Origin of the sequence: Flavobacterium tagetis (assembly GCF_016735615.1) — a bacterium.
In the GTDB taxonomy this organism is placed as follows: Bacteria; Bacteroidota; Bacteroidia; order Flavobacteriales; family Flavobacteriaceae; genus Flavobacterium; species Flavobacterium tagetis.
In genome coordinates this window covers 1,399,116-1,422,473 of the sequence record NZ_JAERSF010000002.1, presented here as the reverse complement: position 1 = coordinate 1,422,473, position 23,358 = coordinate 1,399,116, and the positions used below count along the sequence as shown (strand labels likewise).

Sequence of the window (23,358 nt, the reverse complement as noted above, 5' to 3'; positions counted from 1 at the left end):
CTTTTTAAACAAATTAGTTATCCACCAACACGTTTGGTTTTGAATCCTTTTTCTTTTAGGATTGCCATAATTTTATCTCGGTAATCGCCTTGAATTATAATCGAATCGTCTTTGAAAGTTCCGCCAACGCTTAATTTGGTTTTGATTTCTTTGGCTAAGATTTTAAAATCTTCATCAGAGCCTTCATAACCTTCAATTATAGTGGTTGGTTTTCCTTTTCTCTTTTCAAATTTACAAATCATAGGTTCCTTCTGAACGTAAAGAACGTGGTCTTGCTCTTCAACTTGTTCAGGCTCATTTGATTCAACATGATCTGGAAACAGATTCTTTAATTGATCTTTTAAGTCCATATTTTTTTTATTCTAAAAATAAATTTTCAAGCATAAAGATATCTAAAAATTAAATTCCAAACCCCAAGAAAAACTTGGAATTTGGAATTTTTATATCTAGAAAATATTTAAGCTTATTTTTTGATTAAGCCTAATTCTACTAAACGTTCGTATAAGAACTCTCCAGCTGAAATATCTTCGTATTTTTTTGGGTTTTCTTCATCAATACAATTTTCAAGGCAATCCAAACGCATATCGCTTACTGGGTGCATGAAAAATGGAATTGAATAACGTGAAGTTCCCCACAATTCTCTTGGCGGATTTACCACTTGGTGAATTGTAGATTTTAATTTATTGTTAGTGTGTCTAGACAACATATCACCAACATTGATTACCAATTCATCATCTTCAGCAATGGCATCAATCCAATCGCCGTTGTGGTTTTGAACCTGTAATCCTTTACCTTGAGCTCCCATTAATAATGTGATCAAGTTGATGTCACCATGAGCCGCCGCGCGAATTGCATTTTCTGGCTCAGAAGTAATAGGAGGGTAGTGGATTGGTCTTAAAATTGAGTTTCCTTCTTTTGCATAATTATCAAAATAAAACTCATCTAGACCTAAATGTAAAGCCAAAGCTCTTAAAACATAAACACCCGTTTTTTCCAATTTTTGATACGCTTCTTTACCAACCGCATTAAAACGTGGTAATTCGGCAACTTCAACATTGTCTGGGTATTCAGAAGCCCATCTTGAATCTTTGTCAACGTATTGACCAAAATGCCAAAATTCTTTTAAATCTCCTTCTTTGCGTCCTTTAGCATGTTCTTTTCCAAAAGAAACATAACCTCTTTGTCCGCCGATTCCAGGAATTTCATATTTATGCTTAGTTTCTATTGGCAAGGCGAAAAAGTTTCTAATTTCACCATAAAGTTCGTCTACCAACTGATCATCAAGAAAATGACCTTTTAAGGCTACGAAGCCAATGTTTTCAAATGCACTGCCGATTTCATTTACAAATTTTTGTTTACGTTTCGGGTCGTCCGAAAGGAAATCACGTAAGTCTACACTAGGAATGTTTTGCATACTTTACATTTTTTATTTAAAGAAGAAAGGTGTCATAAGTACCTTTCGCTAACAAAGGTAGATAATATTTTAGAAAATAATCTTAAGCTCAGGCATTAAAAGCAAATTTCTGATTAAAAATTTATTTAGTATTCTAATAAAACAGCAACAATTTGTTATATTTGAAACACTAAAAAACAAAAAACTACATGATCTTTTACCGCCAAAACCTGACTGACGCGCAATTATTAGATTTATACAAAAAAATATTAAAACCACGATTGATCGAAGAAAAGATGCTTATCTTGATTCGACAAGGAAAAGTCTCCAAATGGTTTTCTGGAATAGGACAAGAAGCCATTGCTGTTGGCGTAACCGCTGTTTTAGACCAATCTGAATATGTGCTGCCAATGCACCGAAATCTTGGGGTTTTTACGACCAGAGAAATTCCGCTTCATCGTTTATTCTCGCAGTGGCAAGGAAAAGCAAACGGTTTTACAAAAGGCCGAGATAGAAGTTTCCACTTTGGAACTCAAGAATATAATATTATAGGAATGATTTCGCATTTGGGTCCGCAGCTAGGAATTGCTGACGGAATTGCTCTTGCGAATAAACTTCAAGACAATAAAAAAATTACTGCAGTTTTTACTGGAGAAGGCGCTACAAGCGAAGGCGATTTCCATGAAGCCCTAAATATTGCAGCTGTTTGGAAACTGCCTGTAATGTTTGTTGTCGAAAATAATGGTTACGGACTTTCTACACCAACCAACGAACAGTATGCTTGTGAAAATCTTGCAGATAAAGGTATTGGCTACGGAATTGAAAGTTGGATTATTGACGGAAACAATATTGTTGAAATCTACAATAAACTGTCTAAGTTAAAGAAAGAAATGCAGGAAGATCCCCGTCCGATTTTATTGGAATTTAAAACTTTCAGAATGCGCGGTCATGAAGAGGCGAGTGGCACAAAATACGTTCCTCAGGATTTAATGGATCAATGGGAATTGAGGGATCCTGTTACGAATTATAGAAAATATTTGACTGAAAACGGAATTCTAACAGCTGAATTAGACGAACAATTTCATACAGAAATCAAACATGAAATTGATGAAAATTGGGCAATTGCAAATGCCGAACCTGAAATTGAACCAACTTACAGTGGGGAATTAGGTGATGTTTATGAAGAATTTCAATATGAGGGATATAACCATAATTCTGAATCAGAAAATATTCGATTTATAGATGCAATCAGAAATAGTTTGGAGCAATCTATGTGGCGCCATAAAAATCTTGTGATTATGGGCCAAGATATTGCTGAATATGGTGGAGCTTTTAAAATTACAGAAGGCTTTGTTGATGCTTTTGGAAAAGACAGAATACGGAACACGCCAATTTGCGAAAGCGCTGTGATTTCAACCGGAATGGGACTTTCTATAAATGGCTATAAAGCAATTGTAGAAATGCAATTCGCTGATTTTGTTTCGTCTGGTTTTAATCCAATTGTCAATCTTTTGGCTAAATCTCATTACCGTTGGGGCGAAAAAGCCGATGTTGTCGTTCGTATGCCTTGCGGCGGAGGAACTCAGGCTGGGCCATTTCACTCACAAACCAACGAAGCTTGGTTTACCAAAACTCCAGGTTTAAAAGTAGTTTATCCAGCATTTCCGTATGATGCAAAAGGACTTTTGAATACTGCAATTAACGACCCAAATCCTGTTTTATTCTTCGAACATAAATTATTATATCGCAGTATTTATCAAGATGTTCCAAAGGATTATTATACTATTCCTTTAGGTAAAGCAACTTTGGTAAAAGAAGGGAAATCGGTAACTATTATTGCATTTGGAGCAACTGTTCATTGGGCTTTAGACACTTTATCTCAACATCCAGAAATAGATGCTGATTTAATCGATTTAAGAACTTTACAGCCTTTAGATACCGAAACGATTTTTGCTTCGGTTAAGAAAACGGGAAAAGCTATAATCTACCAAGAAGACACTATGTTTGGCGGAATCGCGAGTGATATTTCAGCTTTAATTATGGAAAATTGTTTCGAATACCTTGATGCTCCTGTAAAACGTGTAGCAAGTTTAGATTCTCCAATTCCGTTTACAAAAGCGCTTGAAGATCAGTTTTTACCAAAGAATAGATTCGAGCAAGCTTTGAAAGAGTTACTAGAATATTAAAAATATAAACACATAGAAACATAGCTTCTTGGAATCTATAAAAGGCGTTTCACTTGTTTAAATACACATAGCTATGTGTGAGAAACTAGTTTCTTTTATTTATCTTTTTTAAGAAGCGATAAACTATGTTTCTATGTGTTTAAAAATTTTAGATTACCACAACCAATCGTTTCCCGTCAGGAACTTCCGCATTCCACATTTTTTCTATATCGGATAGATTTACTGTTTCAATATTTACTTTTAGTATATTTTTTGAAGCTAAAAGAAACATTTCGGGAAGTATTTCAGAAAACAAGAGTTTGACTTCTTCTTTTGACCAGCTTCCTAATCCAGAACCAGATAACTGAAGATCTACACTTCGTAAAATCTGTGCCGATAATTGAATCGTATCTCCAGACATTGAGCCAACAGAAACATATCGGGTTTTATTTGTAAAATTTCCATTTCCTTTTAAAACTGAAAAAATAAGTTCTGCTGAATGTCCCCACAAATAGTCTATTACAATATCAATAGGAGTGTGTTTATGGATTTCTTTTAACTGAGAAATAAAAGATTCATCGTTTTGTTTTAGGAAAATAATTTCATTGGCACCTAATTCTAAAAGACTTTCGAGTGCTTTTTCATTTCTTCCCGTAACAATTATACTTTTGGCTCCATAATGTTTTGCAATTTGAACCGCCATTTGTCCTGTAAAACCACTCGCTCCATTTATTAAAACCGTTTCACCTGGTTTGATGCCAGCTCTAAAACGAAGAGCCATTGCCGAACCTGCAACTGCATTTGGCATCGCTGCGGCTGTTGCATCATCAATTCCGTCTGGTAAAGCTACCATTCGGTTTTTTTCTACTAAAGCTTTTTCTGCGATTGTTCCAGATATTCCGCGGGCGTAAACTCTTGTTCCGTTTTCAAGAACTCCAATTCCGTCACTTCCTACAATAAATCCGTTTTGATTTTCTTTTTCTGAAGAATAATGATCTCCGCTTGCAATTCCTTTATCCAAATTCGTAATAGCTACGGCTTTTATCGAAACCAAAATTTCGTTTTCATTGGATGCAATTGGCTCTTCAAATTCTTCATATTTTGGCGATTCGCCTTTTTTATAAACTACTGCTGCTTTCATAATTATTAAATTTTATGAAGCAAAATTACAGAGCCGTTTATGGGCAGACGATAACATTTGTTATCAAATTTTTCTTTAAACCATATAAGTTATATAAGTCAATTTAAGTTTGACTAAAAAGTCAATTATTCTTTACTTAATAGTTTACTTTTTAGTCTGCTTAGATGCACAGTAGTTATTCCCAAATAAGAAGCAATATAATGTTGTGGAACACGCAATATAATTTGAGGCCTTTCTTTAATTAAATTAGTGTAACGCTGTACAGGAGAATCTTTTATAAACGAAACGAAATATTTCATATAATCAAAAGTGCGCTCAAAAAGCATGCTGATGAGTTTATCCCTCAATTCTGGAATTTCTTTTATTTCTTCGAGAATTTTATCCAGATCATTTTTATGAATCCACCATAAAACTGAAGGCTCAATCGTTTCTATATTTGTCGGACTTGGAAGCTTCTTCATAAAACTTTCAATAGAAGCAACGCTCTGATTTTCAAAAAAGAATTGGGTAGTGAGATCTTTTCCGTTATTGTTAAACCAAACCCGAATACAGCCTTTTTCGATAATATAAAGTTTTTTGGAAACTTCGCCTTCTTCTAAAAGAGTCGTTTTGGCAGGAACTTCAAGACGATTAAAATAACCGATATATTCGTTCCATTTTTCATCGGTTAAAGGGAATTTGTTTCGGAATTGGTTGAACATTTTTTGATTCTAATTTGATTCCACTTCAAACAACTGCACCTGATTTTTCAATCGATCAATCAATAAATTCATCATTCGCTTATTCAAATCAGAAGAATTTTGAATATAAGTATTGTATTCGTCAACTGTAAAAAGTGCCATTACAATTCCTTTTAACGAATTTCTAAATTTAATATCTTTCTGAATAGAGTTTTCGATGGTCTGAAGTTTCTTTTCAACCGAATAAGAATAAAAATCTGGTTTGTTTTTGTTTACATAATTGATAAAAACCGCGATGAATAAGTCGTTTTGAAGTTTTAAAATAGGCCTGATAGTCTGGTTTTGAAAGATCTCATCTGCTGAAGATTGAGCACTTACGGTTCCTAAAGTTTCGCCTCTGAATTCTTTTAAAAAAGTGTCTCTATCTTCCATGTTTTTTCTTTTTAGTTTTATTTAAAGTTAAAGAAATAATCCCACAGTAAAAACCTATTTTTGTTTTTATAAAAATAAATTATGCGATTATTTCTGTTTCTCTGCTTATTACTAGCTTCTTGCAATTCTAAAGAAGATAAAGAAAAATACAATCATCAATTATACCGCGCTGTAAACAATAAAGACACAGCTGTTTTGGATATTCATATAAATGACAAACGTTTTTACGGACGCTATGAAATTAATCATTACGGAACCGGAAAAGATTCTGGCGATGTGCGAGGAGATTTAAGAGGCGATACGCTTCGTGGCGATTATCATTATATTTCGTTTGGCGGTGCTTGGAAAAGAGTTCCGTTGGCTCTTTTAAAGAAAGATGAAAAGCTTTATCTAGGAAAAGGAGTAATCGGAACTTATTTTAATCTTCCGTGTTACGTTCCAGAAGTTCCAATTGAGTATCACAATCCTGAGTTTTTGTTTGAAAGGATAGAGGAGAAGTAATAAAAATTCCAAATTTTAAAATCCAAATTGCAAGTTTGTAGCCGAAATGACTTGTGTGTTTTACTGCAATCCCGATAGCTATCTGGAGCAAAGTTATTTAAAAGTTGGACTCAGTATAAACGCAAAGTTCGCAAAGCTTTATCAAAAAAAACTTTGCGAACCTTGCGTAACCCTTTGCGCTCTTTGCGGTTAAATACTCGCAATCTAAATCAACTTGAAACTTGAAACCTGAAACAAAATCTAACTCAACGTAGAAGGCAATTCAAAAATTTCAAGATCAAAATATCGTACTGAAGCCATAACATGATCGAAAATATCGGCCATAATGTACTCGTAATTAGCCCAACGTTTATCGCTTGAAAATACATAAATCTCCAACGGAACCCCATGCGCAGTTGACTGTAATTGGCGGCACATGATATGCATATTTTTGTTCAATCCTGGATGATCGTTTAAATATTGCATGATGTATTTTCTAAACAAACCTAAATTGGTCATATTTCGTCCATTTAGCGAAAGTGTTTTATCAATTCCTCTAAGATCATTGTATCTATCAATTTCCGCTTGACGGCTATCTATATAAGAGGATATCAATTGTACTTTTTTAAGCTGATGCAAATCTTCATCATTCAAAAAACGAATTGTACTGCTTTTTATTAAAACATGTCTTTTAATACGTCTTCCATCAGATTTCTGCATTCCGCGCCAGTTCTGAAACGAATCTGAACTTAAAGCATAGGTCGGAATTGTGGTAATGGTATTGTCAAAATTTCGAACTTTTACTGTTGTCAAATTGATTTCGATAACATCTCCATCGGCACCAAATTTATCCATTGTAATCCAGTCGCCAATACGAACCATATCGTTTATCGCAACCTGAACACTAGAAACAAACCCAAGGATTGTATCCCTAAAAATTAAGATGATAATGGCAGAAAGTGTTCCTAAAATGGTTAATAGTTCGCCTTTTTTAATTCCGAATAAAGTCGAAATAATCATGGCAACTCCAAAAATCCAAAGCACGATCATAATAACCTGAACAAAACTGTCAATTGGCTTGTCGCTGTATTCCGGTTTTTGTTTTAAATAATCACGTAACGAATTAAAAACAGTTCTAACAATCCATAATCCAAGCAATACAATATAGATTCCGACAATTTTTCCAAAAATCGATTCCCAATATTCGTATTTGTCTAGAATAACAGGAACCGCTTTATAAATAAAGAAAAACGGAATTAAATAAGCGGTATATCTAGTTGTTTTGTTTTGAATTAAATAATCGTCAAACTTTGTTTTGGTACGCTGGGCAAAAACAGCGGTCAAAGTGACCAAAAGAAATTTGGCTGCGTAATAAATTACGTAAGCCAGTGCTATTAAAATAACAATATTAAAGATCAGGCTGGTATAAGACGCCACATTGCGACTCATTCCCCAATCTCTAAAAACAGGATATAAAAAATTAAATATTTTCTCCAAAAACTTATGCATTTGCTTTAGTTTCTAAATATTTTTTCTCAATGTAAAAAGTTCCAAACGGAATAAGAGAAGCAACTAGAATGATTGCAAAAGTTTTTAAATCCCAATTCATTGATTTTTTCAATAAAAAGGCTAAAAGAATATATCCGATAAATAAAACACCATGTGTCATTCCTAACGGACGTAATAATGTATGATAAAGTTCAGGGTTATTATTTTTGATAATCAACATATTAGCAAATAACACTAAATAAGAGATTCCCTCTAAAATGGCAGTAATTTTGAAAATCTTGAGCATGTATATATTTTTTAAGTTTTATGCCAGCAAAATTAGGGATTCTGGATTGATTTTAGAATTTAAAAACTCATAAATTAAATCAGTTCGATGGGCTGAAAATACGAATTTGGAATTTAAAATTTTGAAAATTATCTTTACTGTATGAGTAAAAGAGATTTAAAAAAATATTTAGGTGAATTATCAAAAGAGCAACTAGAGGAACAATTGGTAGAATTGTACGAGAAATTTGCTCCTGTAAAGGTGTATTATGACTTTGTTTTTGATCCAAAAGAAGACAAATTGCTTCAGGAGGGCAAGGTCAAAATCTCTCACGAATATTTTCCGATCAAAAAAACTGGAGCAAAATGGCGTCCAAAAGCCAAAATGAGAAGATCGGTAGCTCAAAAATTGATCAAACATTTTATGATGTTGGGAGTAGACTCGTATGTTGTGGCCGATATTATGCTTTACAATATTGAAATTGCGCAAACGTTTTCTTCGCAAAATTTTATCAAGCAAGAATTATTTTACAAAAGCATCTTTAATTCTTTTGAGCAAGCAGTAAATTATATTGTCTCAAACGGAATTTTTAATGATTTTAAATTACGAATTAATGCCATTTTGGAGGAAACTTTAAATCAAAAATGGAAAAATAGATACGATTTTGAGGCTATTTTGGAGAAAATCGACTACTAAAACCCTTTCTCATAAAAAATCTTTATTCAAAAAAAATATTTATTTTAGGTTAAAAGAAGATGAATAACTGTTTTTTCGGTGTATTTTTGCAAAAATCCAAAAATAAACAATGTCTCAAACTTTAGAAATACAAAGAGAAGATAAAAAAGAACTGTATGCATACCAAAAAGGCGATATTGACGCTATTTTTGACCGTTTAGATAATGCTCCTCCGAAACACCACTTACTGTATCAGCTTCCAACAGGAGGAGGAAAAACAGTAATATTTTCTGAAATCGTTCGCCGCTATTTATCACATAACGATAAAAAAGTGGTTGTTTTGACGCACCGTATTGAACTTTGTAAACAAACTTCGAAAATGTTAACAGGTTTTGGTGTTACAAACAAAATAATCAATAGTAAAGTAAAAGAATTGCCAGACCAAAATGATTTTTCATGTTTCGTGGCAATGGTTGAAACTTTAAAAAACCGTATTAATGATGAAAAACTTCATCTTGATAATATTGGTTTGGTTATTATTGATGAGGCACATTACAACTCATTTAGAAAATTATTAAACTCATTTAAAAATGCTTTTATTCTTGGAGTAACTGCAACGCCTTTGAGTTCCAATATAAAATTGCCAATGCACCAAAGCTACAACGAACTTATCGTTGGTGATACTATTGGATCATTGATTGAAAAAGGTTTCTTGGCAAAAGCAACAACGTATAGCTACGATGTAGGTTTGACTTCGTTAAAAGTGGGTATCAATGGTGATTATACCGTAAAATCTTCAGACGATTTGTATACCAATACTTTGATGCAAGAAAAACTGCTTCATGCGTATACAGAACGTTCTTTAGGCAAGAAAACATTAATTTTCAATAACGGTATTCATACTTCATTATATGTATATGAAACGTTTAGAGAAGCTGGTTACGACATCAGACACTTAGATAATACAAGTAGTTCTGAAGAGCGTAAAGATATTTTGCAATGGTTTAAAAAGACTCCAGATGCAATTTTGACATCTGTCGGAATTTTAACAACTGGTTTTGACGAACCAACGGTAGAAACGATTATTTTGAACAGAGCAACAAAATCATTGACGTTATATTTCCAAATGATTGGTCGTGGTTCTCGTAAATTGCCTGGAAAAGACGAATTTACAGTTATCGATTTAGGAAATAATGCCGCTCGTTTTGGTTTATGGAGCGATCCTGTAAACTGGCAGCATATCTTTAAATCGCCAGAGTTTTACTTGGAAAATCTTCGTGATGACCACGAAATCGAGATGTTCTTTAAATACAGCATGCCACCAGAATTGCGTGCCAAATTTAGTAAAACTGCTGACGTTAGTTTTGATGTTGACGAAGAACATAAATTAATTATTAAACAAAATCTTCGTTCAAAAGTCGTTTTAGATAAATCTCTAGATCAGCATGCTGGAATGTGTGTAGACAATACAGAAACACTTCAAGAAGCTAAAATGTTGGCTAAAGAATTAGAAGATGATATTGAAGACCGTATCAAGCGTTATTCGAAATGTTTAAGCCAATGCAGTAAAAACTACCGCGAATGGCTGGTTGACGATTACAAACAAAGATTAACTCTATTAATTGGTAAAAAATATCGTGAGAAAATCATGAATGAACCGGATTGATAAATTTAGTCGGAAAGTCTAAAGTTTAAAAGTCATAAAGTTCCTTTGCAGAACTTTAAATAAATAAACCATTAATATATTTAGAGTTATTTCTAATATATTAATGGTTCACTAATTTTAAGGAGAAATAAAATCTTTAAAAGATTTTGGGAAATCTAAAATCTAAAATCTCCCGATAGCTATCGGGACTAAAATCTAAAATAATCATGTCTAAACCATTCTCAACATTAGGAATTTCAGCTCCAATTTTAAAAGCTTTAAGCGAATTAAACATTGTTGAACCAACAGAAATTCAACAAAAAACAATTCCGTTATTTTTGAGCGAAACCCATGATATTGTTGGTTTAGCAAAAACGGGAACTGGAAAAACCGCTGCTTTTGGATTGCCTTTATTGCAATTGGTCAATGCAGAATCAATAACGGTTCAAGCTGTAATTTTGGTTCCTACAAGAGAATTGGGACAGCAGATTTTTAGAAACTTAGAAAGCTTTTCAAAATATATTCCTAATATATCTATCGCTTCTATTTGCGGAGGAACACCAATAAAACTGCAGATAGAAAGATTAAAAGAAGGTGCTCAAATCGTTGTGGCAACTCCTGGACGTTTAATCGATTTAATTCAGCGAAAAGCAATCGATATTAAACAAGCTGAGTATTTAGTTTTGGATGAAGCCGACGAAATGGTAGCAATTCTTAAAGAAAGTTTAGACCAAATTATCGCTGAACTTCCAAAAAAACACCGCACTTTATTGTTTTCAGCAACACTTCCTGGAACGATAAAACAGCTGATTCAGAATTATTTGAATAAAAATGTAGTTCAAATAAGTGCCAATATGGAAACTGTTGGAAACGAAGGTATTGATCATGAATATATTGTGGTTGATCCAATTGAAAAATTGGAAGTTTTAATGCATTTCTTAAATTCTAGAGACGGAGATCGAGGTATTATTTTTTGTAAAACGAAAGCTGCCGTTAATAAACTAGCCAAAAATCTAGCGATTAATAAATTTTCTTCGGGAGCGCTTCATGGAAGTTTGACACAAGGTATTCGTGATCGTATTATGGAGCAATTCCGCGAAGGACATATCAATATTTTAGTTGCAACAGATTTGGCAGCAAGAGGAATTGACGTAAAAGAAATCTCTTATGTGATAAACTACCACTTGCCTGATACTTATGAAAATTATGTTCACCGAAGCGGAAGAACGGCAAGGGCAGGAGCAAAAGGACTTTCTTTGACGGTTTTGCAGCAAGAAGAAGTTTTTGAAATTGCTGATTTTGAGAGAGAATTGGGAATTCAGTTTTCTGAGTTTAAAAAACCTTCAGCAGCAAGTGTAGAAGAAAATAATATGCTTTTATGGGCGAGACAAATCTTTAAAACAAAACCAAATCACGAACTTTCTGCAGATTTAAAAACAAAAGTAAAAACTGTTTTTCATCATTTGACGAAAGACGAACTAATCGAGAAATTAATGGCAAGTTATGTCTTACAGAACAAAATCGATATAGTTGAAAAAACCGTTAAAAAATTCAAAAAGTAGTAAATATGACAATTGTCATTGTCTATTAAAGTTGTATATTTATAAGGAATTATTTTATAATCCTACTTAATTACAACATATATGAAAATAGTCATTATTGGAGGTGGGTTTGCAGGAATTAATCTTGCAAAAGAGCTTGTAAATCAGCCTCAAATACAAGTAACACTTGTCGACAAGAATAATTATAACTTTTTCCCACCACTTATATATCAAGTTGCCACAGCATTTTTAGAACCATCAAGCATTAGTTATCCGTTTAGAAAATTCTTTGCTGGCAAAAAGAATCTTAGTTTTCGTTTAGGCGAATTATTATCGGTTTCTCCAGCCGAAAAGAAAATAACATTAAGCAACGGAGAATTAGAATATGATTACCTTGTTTTTGCTACTGGTGCAGAAACAAGCTATTTTGGCATGGAAAACGTGATGAAAAACGCAATTCCGATGAAAACCTTAAATGATGCCATCGTAATGCGTAACACATTGCTTAAAAATCTTGAAAAAGCTGCTATTTGCAAAGATATTCGCAAGCGTCGTAAATTATTAACGATCGTTGTTGCCGGAGGTGGACCAACTGGAGTTGAAGTTTCGGGTATGTTTGCCGAAATGAGAAAAAATATTTTACTAAAGGAATATCCAGAATTAGAAACATCTGCGAGTAATGTTTATTTAGTCGATGGCGGAGATGCTCTATTGGCACCAATGAGTAAAGAATCGCAAAAAGATACTCTTGAAGCACTTACAAAACTTGGTGTTGTTGTAAAACTGCATACTCGTGTTGTTGATTATGTTGATGATACGGTACATTTTGAAAACGGAGAAACCATCAAAACCAAAAACTTAATCTGGGCTGCGGGAGTTTCTGCCAAAATTTTCGAAGGAATGCCAAAGGAAAGTTATGGGCGCGGCCGTAGAATGGCAACCGATGAATTCAACAAAGTAAATGGTGTAGATCATATTTATGCAATTGGTGACACAGCAATTTCTTCTGGAGATAAAAATTTCCCTGATGGACATCCTCAAGTGGCGCAGGTAGCAATTCAGCAAGGTTTGAATCTGGCTAAGAATTTTAAAGCCATGGTTGCTAACAAACCGCTAAAACCTTTTGCTTATAAAGACAAAGGATCTATGGCCATTATCGGAAAAGCAAAAGCTGTTGTAGATTTACCAAGTCCGAAATGGCATTTTAAAGGTTTCTTCGCTTGGATTATCTGGCTGTTTATTCACTTAATTTCGCTTATCACTTACAGAAACAGACTAAATACATTCTGGAATTGGATGGTAGCGTATTTTGCAAAAGATCAATCGCTTAGAATGATTATCAGACCTGATAAAAAGACACAAAATTAGGTTTTGAAAAATTCCAATTTTTGAAATTCCAAATTACAATTTATAGAAAAGCCAAAATCTTTTGATTTTGGCTTTTTATATCTAAACTATTGAAGTTTTAGTTTTGGAATTTGGAATTTCTTTTTTGGAATTTAAAACTTTTAATGACCAATCATAACATCATCGTTATTAGATAATTCTACTTTTTGTTTGATAAAACGTTTTCCGATATTTAAAATTATAAATGCTGTAATAGTTGTAGTCGTCATGATCGCTACCATTGGAGTTACAGAATTTTTCACAAAAACACCAATCGCGAACGAAGCCAAAGCACCAATCCCAAGCTGAATTGCCCCCATTAAAGCAGAGGCGCTTCCAGTATTTTTAGCAAAAGGAGCAAGCGTTAATCCAGCAGTATTTGGATTTGAAATTCCTAAACAAGCTAAAAACAAGAATAACATTCCAATAGTTTGATGCAATCCTAAAAGGTCATTTAAAGCCAAAATCAAGAATATAATGCTGATAACAGATTGAGAAATCAAAGCTCCAAAAATCATCTGTTCGCTCGAAAATCGTTTCAACAGCATAGAATTCAACTGACTTGAACCAATAAAACTAACGGACATTAGTGCAAAAATCCATCCGTAAGTTTTAGCATCGACTTTATAAATATCCATAAAAACCAGAGGAGAAGCCGCTACATAAGAAAACAATCCAGAAAAAGCGACAGCGCCTGTAAATGCATACGTATAAAATTGAGGTTCTTTTAAGACCAAAAGAAAATTAGATAGAATCGGTTTTGGCTTTAACGATATTGAAGTATCTGGTTTATAAGTATCTGGAAGTCCGAATTGTGAAGCTGCCAAAATCACGATTCCCATGCACATTAAAATAAAAAACACAGCATGCCAACCTAAATCTTCGGTAACATAACCGCCAATAGTTGGTGCAAGCATTGGAGAAAGTCCAACAACTAGCATTAAAAGGGAAAATACTTTCGGAATATCTTTTACAGGAAATAAATCACGAACCATTGCTACAGAAGCAACTGTAGCAGCACAGCTTCCAATAGCCTGAACAAAACGAAGCATTATAAAAGCATCTATATCAGAAACATAAATACACCCTAAAGAGGCAAGAATATATACCAAAAGTCCAATAAATAAAGGTTTTTTACGCCCAAAACGGTCTAATAAGGGCCCATAAAGCAATTGTCCAGCAGAAATTCCGATGAAATAACTAGATAAACTCATCGAAACTTTAGCAACAGTAGTATTTAAATCTTTTGCAATTCCTGAGAAACCAGGTAGATACATGTCAATTGAAAAAGGACCAAGAGCGGTTAAAGAACCTAATATGAGGATTAGCTGAATATATTTTTTTGTTGTCATTATCTTAAAAAGTGGCTTATAATTTTTTGCAAAGGTAAAGATTTCATACCTTGTAGTATAACTTGAGAAAGTTTATAACAATAAATTAAAGTAATTGCCAACATTATTTAGTGTAACTATTTATTAATCTTTAAATTAAAAATTTATGAAAAAGTACCTTTTACTAGCAGCAGTTTTATTCACAACGATTTCGTTTTCGCAAACAATTACATCCAAACAAGAAGAAGCTAGTGTTGAACAATACGAACTTTTAAAAAAAGTAAACCAGTATTATCCTGATATTTCCTTAAGCAAATCGGTCACGAATTTTTACGCAGACGGAAAAATTATCGATTCACAACAGGACTTTGATTTAAGAGGGACAAAATTTTCGAGTTATAAATTAGGCATCGAACCAGGAAATAAAAAAGTAAAATTTGATTATACATCTAGCGAAGCGGGCCATGTGTATGGCGACGTTACCATTTTTAACGGAAATGCTTTAAGAACTACGTTTAATGAAAAAACGAATCAAATTGATGTTTCATTGAATGGAAAATCGGTTTATTTGAAAAAATTATAGATTTTAAAGAATTTTAAAAAAGCATCGCAAATTTGTGATGCTTTTTTGATTTATATTTGGTTCAGATTTTTATAAAACAAACTACAATGAAAAAATTTCTTTTCCTGGCATTTTTAATTTCCATGCAAGCGTTTTCACAGCAAAACAAATTCTCAGGAACTTGGGGAAATCAAAAATGCAAAGACTGCAAGAAAGAATATATTTTTACGATTACGATAGCTCAGTCAAATTATAAGATTTTTGGAACCGCTGAAGTTACGAGCGAACACAAAGATTTAAATTCAGGAATTTTGGAAGTTTCCGGACATGTTTATCCGCATGGCAATAAAGCTCAAATAAAATTGAAAGATAAAAACGGAGTTACATCTAGCGCAGTTTTATTTGTAAACGATGCCGTAATTCAATTTAATAAAAATGGAGGAAGTGATATTGTCCCAAAAGAAATGATTTTGAATAAATTATATGAATAAACTCCTTCTCGGAGTTATTTCAATTTGACCTATAATTTATATTATGTAAAATAGAATATTTTAAAAACTGTCCTATGAATGTGATATACACTTTTCGATCAGAAATATTCTCAAATATCGAAAATTTGGTTTCCTTACTTCTGGCGCGTTATTCTTTTAAATTTTTCTTTAAAAAAAATAAAAACTTCAAACTCGTATAAATACGCTGTATGATTTTAATTTTTAAAAATTCTCAAATATTGAAAATTTGATCAATCATTAAACAATTTTCACTAAATTCAAATCGATCATAAATACGCTATATGATTTTTAAAATAAAATATTTTCAAATATTGAAAAATTAGCTTGATGAATTATTTCAAAATCCTAAAACTTAATTAAGATTGTTTATTTTATGTTAAATCAAACTTCTTTTTCATAATCACAAATAATTAAAATTTCAAAACATTAAAACTTTTTCAAGCCTTATAACCATTATCTTTTAACATTTCCTTAAAATAATTAGTTTATACTCAAGAACCTTTCATTGTAAGACTTTATTTTACTATTTTTACATTCGATACTTTAAAAATAAATTATCACATATATGAATACAGTTGCTGAGCATATTGCAGATTTTTTAAAAGAATACAAACCGTTTGATAATTTAACTTTCCAGGAATTATCAGATATTGCCACGAATATCCGTGTCATTAATTTAGAAAAGCATGCGGTATTATTTCAAAATAACGATCCACTTCATGAAAGTTTTTATGTTGTAGCTTCTGGTGTCATCAATCTAACGACTATTGCAGACGCTGAGGAAACTATTATAAACAAATGTCATGAAGGCGATATTTTTGGTTTACGCCCATTTTTCGCGAAAAATAATTACATGATGACGGCTAAAGCACGTGAAGAAAGTATTATCTATGCTATTCCGATCGCTGTTTTTAGACCCTTTGTAGCTAATAATTCTGATGTATTAAACTTCTTGTTGGAGAGTTTTGCTGTAAATTCACGTCATACCAAAGACAGTATGAGTTCTAATGGCAAATTAGTCTCTGACTCTGATTATTTAGATCAGCAGACAGAAATGCAATACATTCAGTCACTTAACTATAATAATTCGCCATTAACAACTAAAGCAGATTCTATAATTAAAGATGTCGCTAATTTAATGACAGATTCAATGTTAGATAATATCATAATCTGTGGCGAAAAAAATCATCCGATTGGTATTGTTACCAATGCTGATTTGTCATCAAAAATTGCAACTGGACGTTTTCCTATTACTGAAACGATCGATAAAATAATGTCGTCTCCAGTTGTTACAGTTTTAGAAAATGTATCTTTGGCCGAAGCGCAATTATTAATGCTGAAACACAATGTAACGCATTTATGTGTTACTAAAGATGGTACAAGCAAATCTGTTGTTAAAGGAATTATTTCTGAGCACGATCTTATTGTTGCACAAGCTAGTAACCCTGGCGTATTAATCAAAGAGATTAAACGTTCTCAACTTCCAAAAGATTTAAAACAAATACGTGATCGTCTGTCAGATTTGATTCAGAATTCGATTCAGAAAAATATTCCAATCTCACACGTTAGCAATATTGCTAGCGAGATTAACCTAGCCATTATAAAGCGAGCAGTCGAATTATCAATTTTAGATTTAGGCTCCCCTCCTGCACGTTTTGCATGGTTAAGCATTGGAAGTCAAGGACGTAAAGAGCAATTATTGCTTACTGACCAAGATAGTATTTTAATTTTTGAAGATGTTACGCCTGAAAAATACAGAGAGGTAAAAGACTATTTCTTAAGATTAGCAAAACGCACTACTTCGATATTAGAAAAAGTAGGTTACGATTATTGTCCAAACGGACACATGGGAAGCAATATGCTTTGGTGTAAATCATTGAGTGATTGGACAAAACAATACAATAGTTGGATGAATACTCCAGGTGAAAACAGTAATGATTTGAGCAGTATTTTCTTTGATTATGAAATTGTTTTTGGAGAGCCAAAAATAGAAGAAGCAATAGAAAGCGTGATTTTCAAAAATGCCGTTAATAATACTCTATTCTTCGACTTTTTAGGAAATGATGCTTTAAAGAGAAATTCTCCATTGAGTTTCTTCAAAAAATTCATTGTTGAAGAAGATGGTCCACACAAAGATAAATTTGATATTAAGACTAGAGCTTTGATGCCATTAATTGATGGAGCGCGTTTGTTAATATTAAACGCCAACATTAAAGGAATTCAAAATACCTATCTAAGATTCAAACAATTAGCAATCACAGATTCTAAAAATGCTGAAATTTACTTAAGTTGTGCAGAAGCATTCTTAACACTTTCTAAATTTAGAACTGTTGAAGGATTAAAAAATGACGACTCAGGCCAATATATTAATTTAAGAGAAATGTCAAAAACTGACAAAGAGAAATTAAAAAATGCACTGTCCCCAATGAAAGACCTGGAGGAACTGATTAAGAGTAAATTTCAATTGACACAATTCTCATAAAACATGCTAGACTGGTTAAAAAACATCAATAAAGACTATCCAGATTTCTGGAAAGATTATTTAACTAAATTCGAAACCAAACCTAATAAGTTTGTTGTTTTATCAACTGAAACTTCTGGCTTAAATCCGGATAAGGATGTTATTTTATCCCTTGGAGCCTTTTCTATTATTGATGACAGCATTGTTATTAAGGAAAATTTCGAGACAGTTTTATTGCAATACAAATATCTTCAAGACAACGGACTTTCTAATGAATTTATCATTGAAAGCAAAATGATAAAAATGCCTGAGCCTGATGCGCTTGAAGCTTTTGTGAATTTTATTGGAAATTCTATTTTAGTTGGGCATCATATCAATTTTGATATTGAAATGCTAAATGCCGCTCTAGAACGTTTAGATTGTGGCCGACTAAAAAATGAAGCTCTTGATGTAGATGTTATGTACAGAAAATTGACAGATATAAATGACAAACAGTTTTCTCTTGATGATTTATGCGGGATTTATAAAATACCAAAAAGCGATAGAAATTCTTCTTCTGAAGATGCCTATAGAATTGGACTTCTGTTTTTAAAACTAAAATCTAGATTGGGAATCAAGTAAATTTTTTAAATACAAATTCTAATTAATAACATAAAGAAAATGCCTCTTGATAATTTAAGAGGCATTTTTTTATTAACAGAAATTTACAAACTCACTTATTTTTCAAATTAAGTAAAATTGTAATTTTATGGTCAAATATTTATAATAAGCAAACCATGAAAAAGTTATTGTTTCTGTTGCTATTCCTGATTTCAGCACCAGCAATTTTTGCACAAAATCAAGATCCTTCATCTAAGCGTATTCTAGGAAACTGGTATTCAAACACTAATCGAAATACAAAATGGAGTTTTACTCAAGACGGAAGAGTTTATAATTACAACAATAACCAAATGAAAGTAATGTATAAATACACCATCTCGCACAGCTGTCACAACTTTTCGGACGATACCGCTGAATTTTTGACTTTACGCGACAAAGACGGAAATGAGTTTTGTTTTAAAATAAACGGGATTAATGAAAATAAAAACGGGATTTTGTCACTTACAAATTTAAGCAATATGCAACCTCTTATTTTTGTAAACGATGTAAATTCAAAAGTTGTACAATAAACTAATACACATCCATTTTTCCACAAAAGCCCAGAAGCGATTCTAATCGTATTATAAAAAAAGCCTCTTAAAACTAAGAGGCTTTTATATTTTCAATTAAGAAATTTTACCTTTGATGATTTCATCTACAATTTCTGGATTTAATAATGTTGAAGTATCTCCAAAATTAGAATGGTCACCTTCTGCTATTTTACGCAAAATTCTACGCATGATTTTTCCAGAACGAGTTTTTGGCAAACCAGAAACGAATTGAATTTTATCCAATTTTGCAATTGGTCCAATGTGGTCAGAAATATACTGATTAATTTCTTTTGTTAAGTTATTTCTATCTCTAACTTCTCCTGTTTCTTTCAGAATAACGTAACCATATAATGCGTTACCTTTGATATCATGTGGGAATCCAACAATCGCAGATTCTGCTACAGCTGGGTGTTCGTTGATAGCATCTTCAATTGGTGCAGTTCCTAAATTATGTCCAGAAACAATTACCACATCATCTACTCTACCGGTGATTCTGTAGTAACCAACTTCATCTCTTAACGCTCCGTCTCCTGTAAAATATTTCCCTGGGAAAGCAGAGAAATAAGTTTCTTTGTAACGATCGTGATTATTCCAAATTGTTCTAGCAATTCCAGGCCAAGGGAATTTAATGCACAAACTTCCAACTACTTGGTTTCCTTCAATCTCATTACGCTTTTCATCCATCAAAACTGGTTGGATTCCAGGCAATGGCAAAGTAGCATAAGTTGGTTTTGTTGGTGTAACAAAAGCAATTGGCGAAATCATGATTCCTCCTGTCTCTGTTTGCCACCAAGTATCTACAACCGGACATCTCTTATCTCCTACGTGGTCATTAAACCAGTGCCAAGCCTCTTCGTTGATTGGCTCTCCAACAGATCCAATAACTTTAAGAGATTTAAGTGGATATTTTTGAATATAATCTAAACTTTCTTTTGCTAGCGAACGGATTGCAGTTGGTGCAGTATAGAATTGTGTAATTTTATGTTTTTCGATGATATCCCAAAAACGGCTAAAATCTGGATAAGAAGGAACTCCTTCAAAAATAACAGTTGTAGCTCCGTTTAATAATGGACCATATAATATATAAGAGTGACCTGTGATCCATCCGATATCTGCTGTACACCAGAAAATATCATTGTCTTCGTAATTGAAAACATTTTTGAAGGTATACGCAGTATAAACCATATAACCAGCGGTAGTATGAACCATTCCTTTTGGTTTTCCTGTTGATCCTGAAGTATATAAAATAAACAAAGGATCTTCGGCATCCATAATTTCAGCAACACTATTATCTAAAGCCGCGTCTAATAATGGCTGTAACCAAATATCACGACCTTCTTTCATTTTAACATTAGTATTAGTTCTTTTTGCGACTAAAACTTTTGTAACAGAAGGACAAGTTTCTAGAGCTTCGTCTACAATTCCTTTAAGATCAATTGTTTTATTTCCTCTATAACCTCCATCTGATGTAATTACCATTTTACACTCGCAATCGTTGATTCTTGCAGAAACCGCAGAAGCTGAAAATCCAGCAAAAACAACTGAGTGAATTGCTCCAATTCTAGCACAAGCTAAAACAGCAACAGCCAATTCTGGAATCATTGGCAAGTAAATACAAACTCTATCTCCTTTACGAACACCTTGCTCGCGAAGGACATTTGCCATTTTTGAAACTCTTTCGTATAATTCATTATACGTTATATGTAAAGCTTCTTCAGAAGGATCGTTCGGTTCAAAAATAATTGCCGTCTTCTCTCCTCTTTTGCTTAAATGTCTATCAATACAGTTTTTGGTAATGTTAACTTTAGCGTCTGTAAACCATTTTACTTCTGCTTCAGCCATATTAAAATCAACAACCTTTTCCCATTGTTGGTACCATGTGAAATTCTCCTCAGCTATTTTTCCCCAAAATTTTCTTGGCTCTCTTATTGACTTATTGTAATGTTTAAAATATTGTTCTAAATTTTCAATTTTGTAATAGCTCATCGTTTGTTGAATTTTTTTATAAATGTATTAAATCTGAACGTATCCGTGAAATAATTTAATCTATAAATTTTATCAAAAAAGAACATTTATTTGATAAAATATGATAATTATTTGCGTTTGTTTTAAAATTTTATTTTTAATGCAATTTAGAAAGGGCAAAAAAAGGCATAATAAATATATATTATGCCTTTTTTAATTTAACAAATTTCAATAACAATTAATTTTTGCGAACCGCACTGCAAAATTTTTCTCTATTTTGAAAATAGCAGCAACTTTATTAATTAAAACAGAAATTTCAACAAGTATATTTTTTAGCAAAATATACCCCAATTTTAGGGATCCGCTTTCACTTAACTCTCTCACTGAAGTTAAGTGAACGCAACATGCATCTATATCTATTATCTTAATAAGTGCTTACTAATTCAAAATATTACAAATCATTGATACAGTGCAAATCCCGCAAAATCGAATTCTGCGGGAATTCCCTTTTTTTAATTATCCAATTTTTTTCATTGCTGTCATAGACTCTCTCAACCAAGCTCCTACTTCTTCGATAGGATGCTGACGAATTTCTTTGTTTACAGCAATTAATACAGCATTGTCTACTCCGTTTGAAGTTGAAAATGGTTTACCAATAATATTAGTTTCTACTTTTTTCATGAATTCAGTCAATAATGGCTTACAAGCATGATCAAATAAATAACATCCGTACTCTGCAGTATCTGAAATTACACGGTTCATTTCGAATAATTTCTTTCTTGCAATAGTGTTTGCAATTAATGGCAATTCGTGTAATGACTCGTAGTAAGCAGATTCTTCAATAATTCCAGCTTCAGTCATTGTTTCGAAAGCCAATTCAACACCAGCTTTCACCATAGCAATCATCAATACTCCATTATCAAAATATTCTTGTTCAGAGATTGGAGCTTCTTGTGGAGCTGTTTTTTCGAAGTTAGTTTCTCCTGTTGCAGCTCTCCATTTTAATAAGTTAACATCGTCATTAGCCCAGTCAATCATCATAGTTCTTGAGAATTCTCCAGAAATGATATCGTCTTGGTGTTTTTGGAATAATGGACGCATAATATCTTTTAATTCTTCAGCCAATTCGTAAGCTTCGATTTTTGAAGGATTATTCAAACGATCCATCATATTTGTAATACCACCGTGTTTTAAAGCTTCAGTGATAGTTTCCCATCCGTATTGGATTAATTTAGAAGCGTAAGCAGCATCGATTCCTTTTTCAACCATTTTATCGAAACATAAAATAGATCCTGTTTGAAGTAAACCACAAAGAATAGTTTGCTCACCCATTAAATCTGATTTTACTTCAGCTACAAAAGATGATCTTAAAACACCCGCTCTGTGTCCTCCAGTTGCTACAGCGTAAGCTTTTGCTTGATCTAAACCAAATCCATTTGGATCGTTTTCTGGGTGAACAGCGATAAGAGTTGGAACTCCAAATCCTCTTTTGTACTCTTCACGAACCTCAGAACCTGGGCATTTAGGCGCACACATAATAACAGTGATGTCTTTACGAATCTGCATTCCTTCTTCTACAATGTTGAATCCGTGAGAATAAGATAAAGTAGATCCCTGTTTCATTAATGGCATAATAGCAGTTACCACATCAGTGTGCTGTTTGTCTGGTGTAAGGTTACAAACTAAATCTGCAGTTGGAATCAATTCTTCATAAGTTCCTACAGTGAAACCATTTTCAGTTGCATTTTTATAAGAAGCTCTTTTTTCTGCAATTGCATCTGCACGCAATGCATAAGAAATGTCTAAACCAGAATCTCTCATGTTTAAACCTTGATTCAAACCTTGTGCTCCACAACCAACAATTACAACTTTTTTTCCAGCTAATGCTGCAATTCCGTCTGCAAATTCAGATTGCTCCATAAATTCGCAAACTCCTAATTGTTCTAATTGTAATCTAAGTGGTAATGTATTGAAATAATTTGCCATTTTTGTTTTAATATTTAATGAAATGAAATTTAATATTGA

Annotated in this window: 21 protein-coding genes; 11 read left to right on the top strand and 10 right to left on the bottom strand. The window is 32.8% G+C overall.

What is annotated here, in order from left to right; genetic code table 11:
* Positions 1–17 precede the first annotated feature (17 nt).
* Both JI750_RS13560 and JI750_RS13555 read right to left on the bottom strand, forming a co-directional pair.
* Positions 18–350, bottom strand: coding sequence for a translation initiation factor (locus tag JI750_RS13560; protein ID WP_202002749.1), 333 nt, complete (start codon positions 348–350; stop codon positions 18–20).
* 113 nt (positions 351–463) lie between these two features.
* Positions 464–1,414: an isopenicillin N synthase family dioxygenase gene (locus tag JI750_RS13555; RefSeq protein ID WP_202002746.1), complete on the bottom strand. Its 951-nt coding sequence runs from the start codon at positions 1,412–1,414 to the stop codon at positions 464–466.
* Between the two features lie 188 nt (positions 1,415–1,602).
* Here JI750_RS13555 and JI750_RS13550 point away from each other — a divergent pair, with 188 nt between their 5' ends.
* Positions 1,603–3,579, top strand: coding sequence for an alpha-ketoacid dehydrogenase subunit alpha/beta (locus tag JI750_RS13550; protein ID WP_202002744.1), 1,977 nt, complete (start codon positions 1,603–1,605; stop codon positions 3,577–3,579).
* Between the two features lie 148 nt (positions 3,580–3,727).
* On the opposite strand, the gene JI750_RS13545 is transcribed toward JI750_RS13550, so the two are convergent.
* From JI750_RS13545 to JI750_RS13535, 3 genes are all read right to left on the bottom strand, one after another.
* A complete protein-coding gene (locus JI750_RS13545; RefSeq protein WP_202002742.1) occupies positions 3,728–4,699 on the bottom strand; it encodes a quinone oxidoreductase family protein in 972 nt (323 codons plus the stop codon).
* 125 nt (positions 4,700–4,824) lie between these two features.
* The gene (locus JI750_RS13540) at positions 4,825–5,400 is read right to left on the bottom strand and encodes a Crp/Fnr family transcriptional regulator (protein ID WP_202002739.1); all 576 of its coding nucleotides are present in this window, start codon (positions 5,398–5,400) and stop codon (positions 4,825–4,827) included.
* A gap of 9 nt (positions 5,401–5,409) precedes the next feature.
* On the bottom strand, positions 5,410–5,811 hold the full coding sequence (locus JI750_RS13535; RefSeq protein ID WP_202002736.1) for a glyoxalase: 402 nt from the start codon (positions 5,809–5,811) through the stop codon (positions 5,410–5,412).
* 81 nt (positions 5,812–5,892) lie between these two features.
* Between JI750_RS13535 and JI750_RS13530 the strand changes: the two genes are divergently transcribed.
* Positions 5,893–6,312 (top strand): hypothetical protein, encoded by a 420-nt coding sequence (locus JI750_RS13530; protein ID WP_202002733.1) that lies wholly within the window; start codon positions 5,893–5,895, stop codon positions 6,310–6,312.
* Between the two features lie 240 nt (positions 6,313–6,552).
* Here JI750_RS13530 and JI750_RS13525 read toward each other — a convergent pair whose 3' ends face one another.
* Together JI750_RS13525 and JI750_RS13520 are read right to left on the bottom strand one after the other, a co-directional pair.
* Positions 6,553–7,800 carry a mechanosensitive ion channel family protein gene (locus JI750_RS13525; RefSeq protein ID WP_202002730.1) on the bottom strand — a complete coding sequence of 416 codons (1,248 nt, stop codon included), beginning with the start codon at positions 7,798–7,800 and terminating at the stop codon, positions 6,553–6,555.
* Positions 7,793–8,086, bottom strand: a complete 294-nt coding sequence (locus JI750_RS13520) for a DUF3817 domain-containing protein (protein ID WP_095929318.1) — start codon at positions 8,084–8,086, stop codon at positions 7,793–7,795. The genes JI750_RS13525 and JI750_RS13520 overlap by 8 nt, the downstream gene beginning before the upstream one ends.
* 141 nt (positions 8,087–8,227) lie before the next feature.
* Here JI750_RS13520 and JI750_RS13515 point away from each other — a divergent pair, with 141 nt between their 5' ends.
* The 4 genes from JI750_RS13515 to JI750_RS13500 all read left to right on the top strand — a co-directional run bounded on the left by JI750_RS13515 (position 8,228) and on the right by JI750_RS13500 (position 13,294).
* Positions 8,228–8,761, top strand: a complete 534-nt coding sequence (locus JI750_RS13515; RefSeq protein WP_202002726.1) for a DUF6155 family protein — start codon at positions 8,228–8,230, stop codon at positions 8,759–8,761.
* Between the two features lie 109 nt (positions 8,762–8,870).
* Positions 8,871–10,406 (top strand): DEAD/DEAH box helicase, encoded by a 1,536-nt coding sequence (locus JI750_RS13510; protein WP_202002723.1) that lies wholly within the window; start codon positions 8,871–8,873, stop codon positions 10,404–10,406.
* 206 nt (positions 10,407–10,612) lie between these two features.
* The gene (locus JI750_RS13505) at positions 10,613–11,947 is read left to right on the top strand and encodes a DEAD/DEAH box helicase (RefSeq protein WP_202002721.1); all 1,335 of its coding nucleotides are present in this window, start codon (positions 10,613–10,615) and stop codon (positions 11,945–11,947) included.
* Between the two features lie 81 nt (positions 11,948–12,028).
* On the top strand, positions 12,029–13,294 hold the full coding sequence (locus JI750_RS13500) for an NAD(P)/FAD-dependent oxidoreductase (RefSeq protein WP_202002719.1): 1,266 nt from the start codon (positions 12,029–12,031) through the stop codon (positions 13,292–13,294).
* Between the two features lie 140 nt (positions 13,295–13,434).
* On the opposite strand, the gene JI750_RS13495 is transcribed toward JI750_RS13500, so the two are convergent.
* Positions 13,435–14,664 (bottom strand): multidrug effflux MFS transporter, encoded by a 1,230-nt coding sequence (locus JI750_RS13495; RefSeq protein WP_202002717.1) that lies wholly within the window; start codon positions 14,662–14,664, stop codon positions 13,435–13,437.
* A gap of 145 nt (positions 14,665–14,809) precedes the next feature.
* On the opposite strand from JI750_RS13495, the gene JI750_RS13490 reads away from it, so the two are divergent.
* From JI750_RS13490 to JI750_RS13470, 5 genes are all read left to right on the top strand, one after another.
* Positions 14,810–15,226: a hypothetical protein gene (locus JI750_RS13490; protein WP_202002714.1), complete on the top strand. Its 417-nt coding sequence runs from the start codon at positions 14,810–14,812 to the stop codon at positions 15,224–15,226.
* Positions 15,227–15,312: 86 nt separating this feature from the next.
* Entirely contained in the window at positions 15,313–15,696 is a 384-nt protein-coding gene (locus tag JI750_RS13485; RefSeq protein ID WP_202002712.1) for a hypothetical protein, read from the top strand.
* 586 nt (positions 15,697–16,282) lie between these two features.
* Entirely contained in the window at positions 16,283–18,199 is a 1,917-nt protein-coding gene (locus tag JI750_RS13480; RefSeq protein ID WP_202002710.1) for a DUF294 nucleotidyltransferase-like domain-containing protein, read from the top strand.
* A gap of 3 nt (positions 18,200–18,202) precedes the next feature.
* Complete coding sequence (locus JI750_RS13475; RefSeq protein WP_202002695.1) at positions 18,203–18,799, top strand: 3'-5' exonuclease; 597 nt, start codon at positions 18,203–18,205, stop codon at positions 18,797–18,799.
* 155 nt (positions 18,800–18,954) lie between these two features.
* Positions 18,955–19,347: a hypothetical protein gene (locus JI750_RS13470; RefSeq protein ID WP_202002694.1), complete on the top strand. Its 393-nt coding sequence runs from the start codon at positions 18,955–18,957 to the stop codon at positions 19,345–19,347.
* A 96-nt stretch (positions 19,348–19,443) separates the two neighbouring features.
* Here the strand turns inward: JI750_RS13470 and acs are convergent, their stop codons facing one another.
* Both acs and ilvC read right to left on the bottom strand, forming a co-directional pair.
* Positions 19,444–21,354, bottom strand: a complete 1,911-nt coding sequence (gene acs / locus JI750_RS13465; RefSeq protein ID WP_202002691.1) for an acetate--CoA ligase — start codon at positions 21,352–21,354, stop codon at positions 19,444–19,446.
* A gap of 495 nt (positions 21,355–21,849) precedes the next feature.
* The gene (gene ilvC, locus JI750_RS13460) at positions 21,850–23,319 is read right to left on the bottom strand and encodes a ketol-acid reductoisomerase (protein ID WP_202002688.1); all 1,470 of its coding nucleotides are present in this window, start codon (positions 23,317–23,319) and stop codon (positions 21,850–21,852) included.
* Positions 23,320–23,358 lie beyond the last annotated feature (39 nt).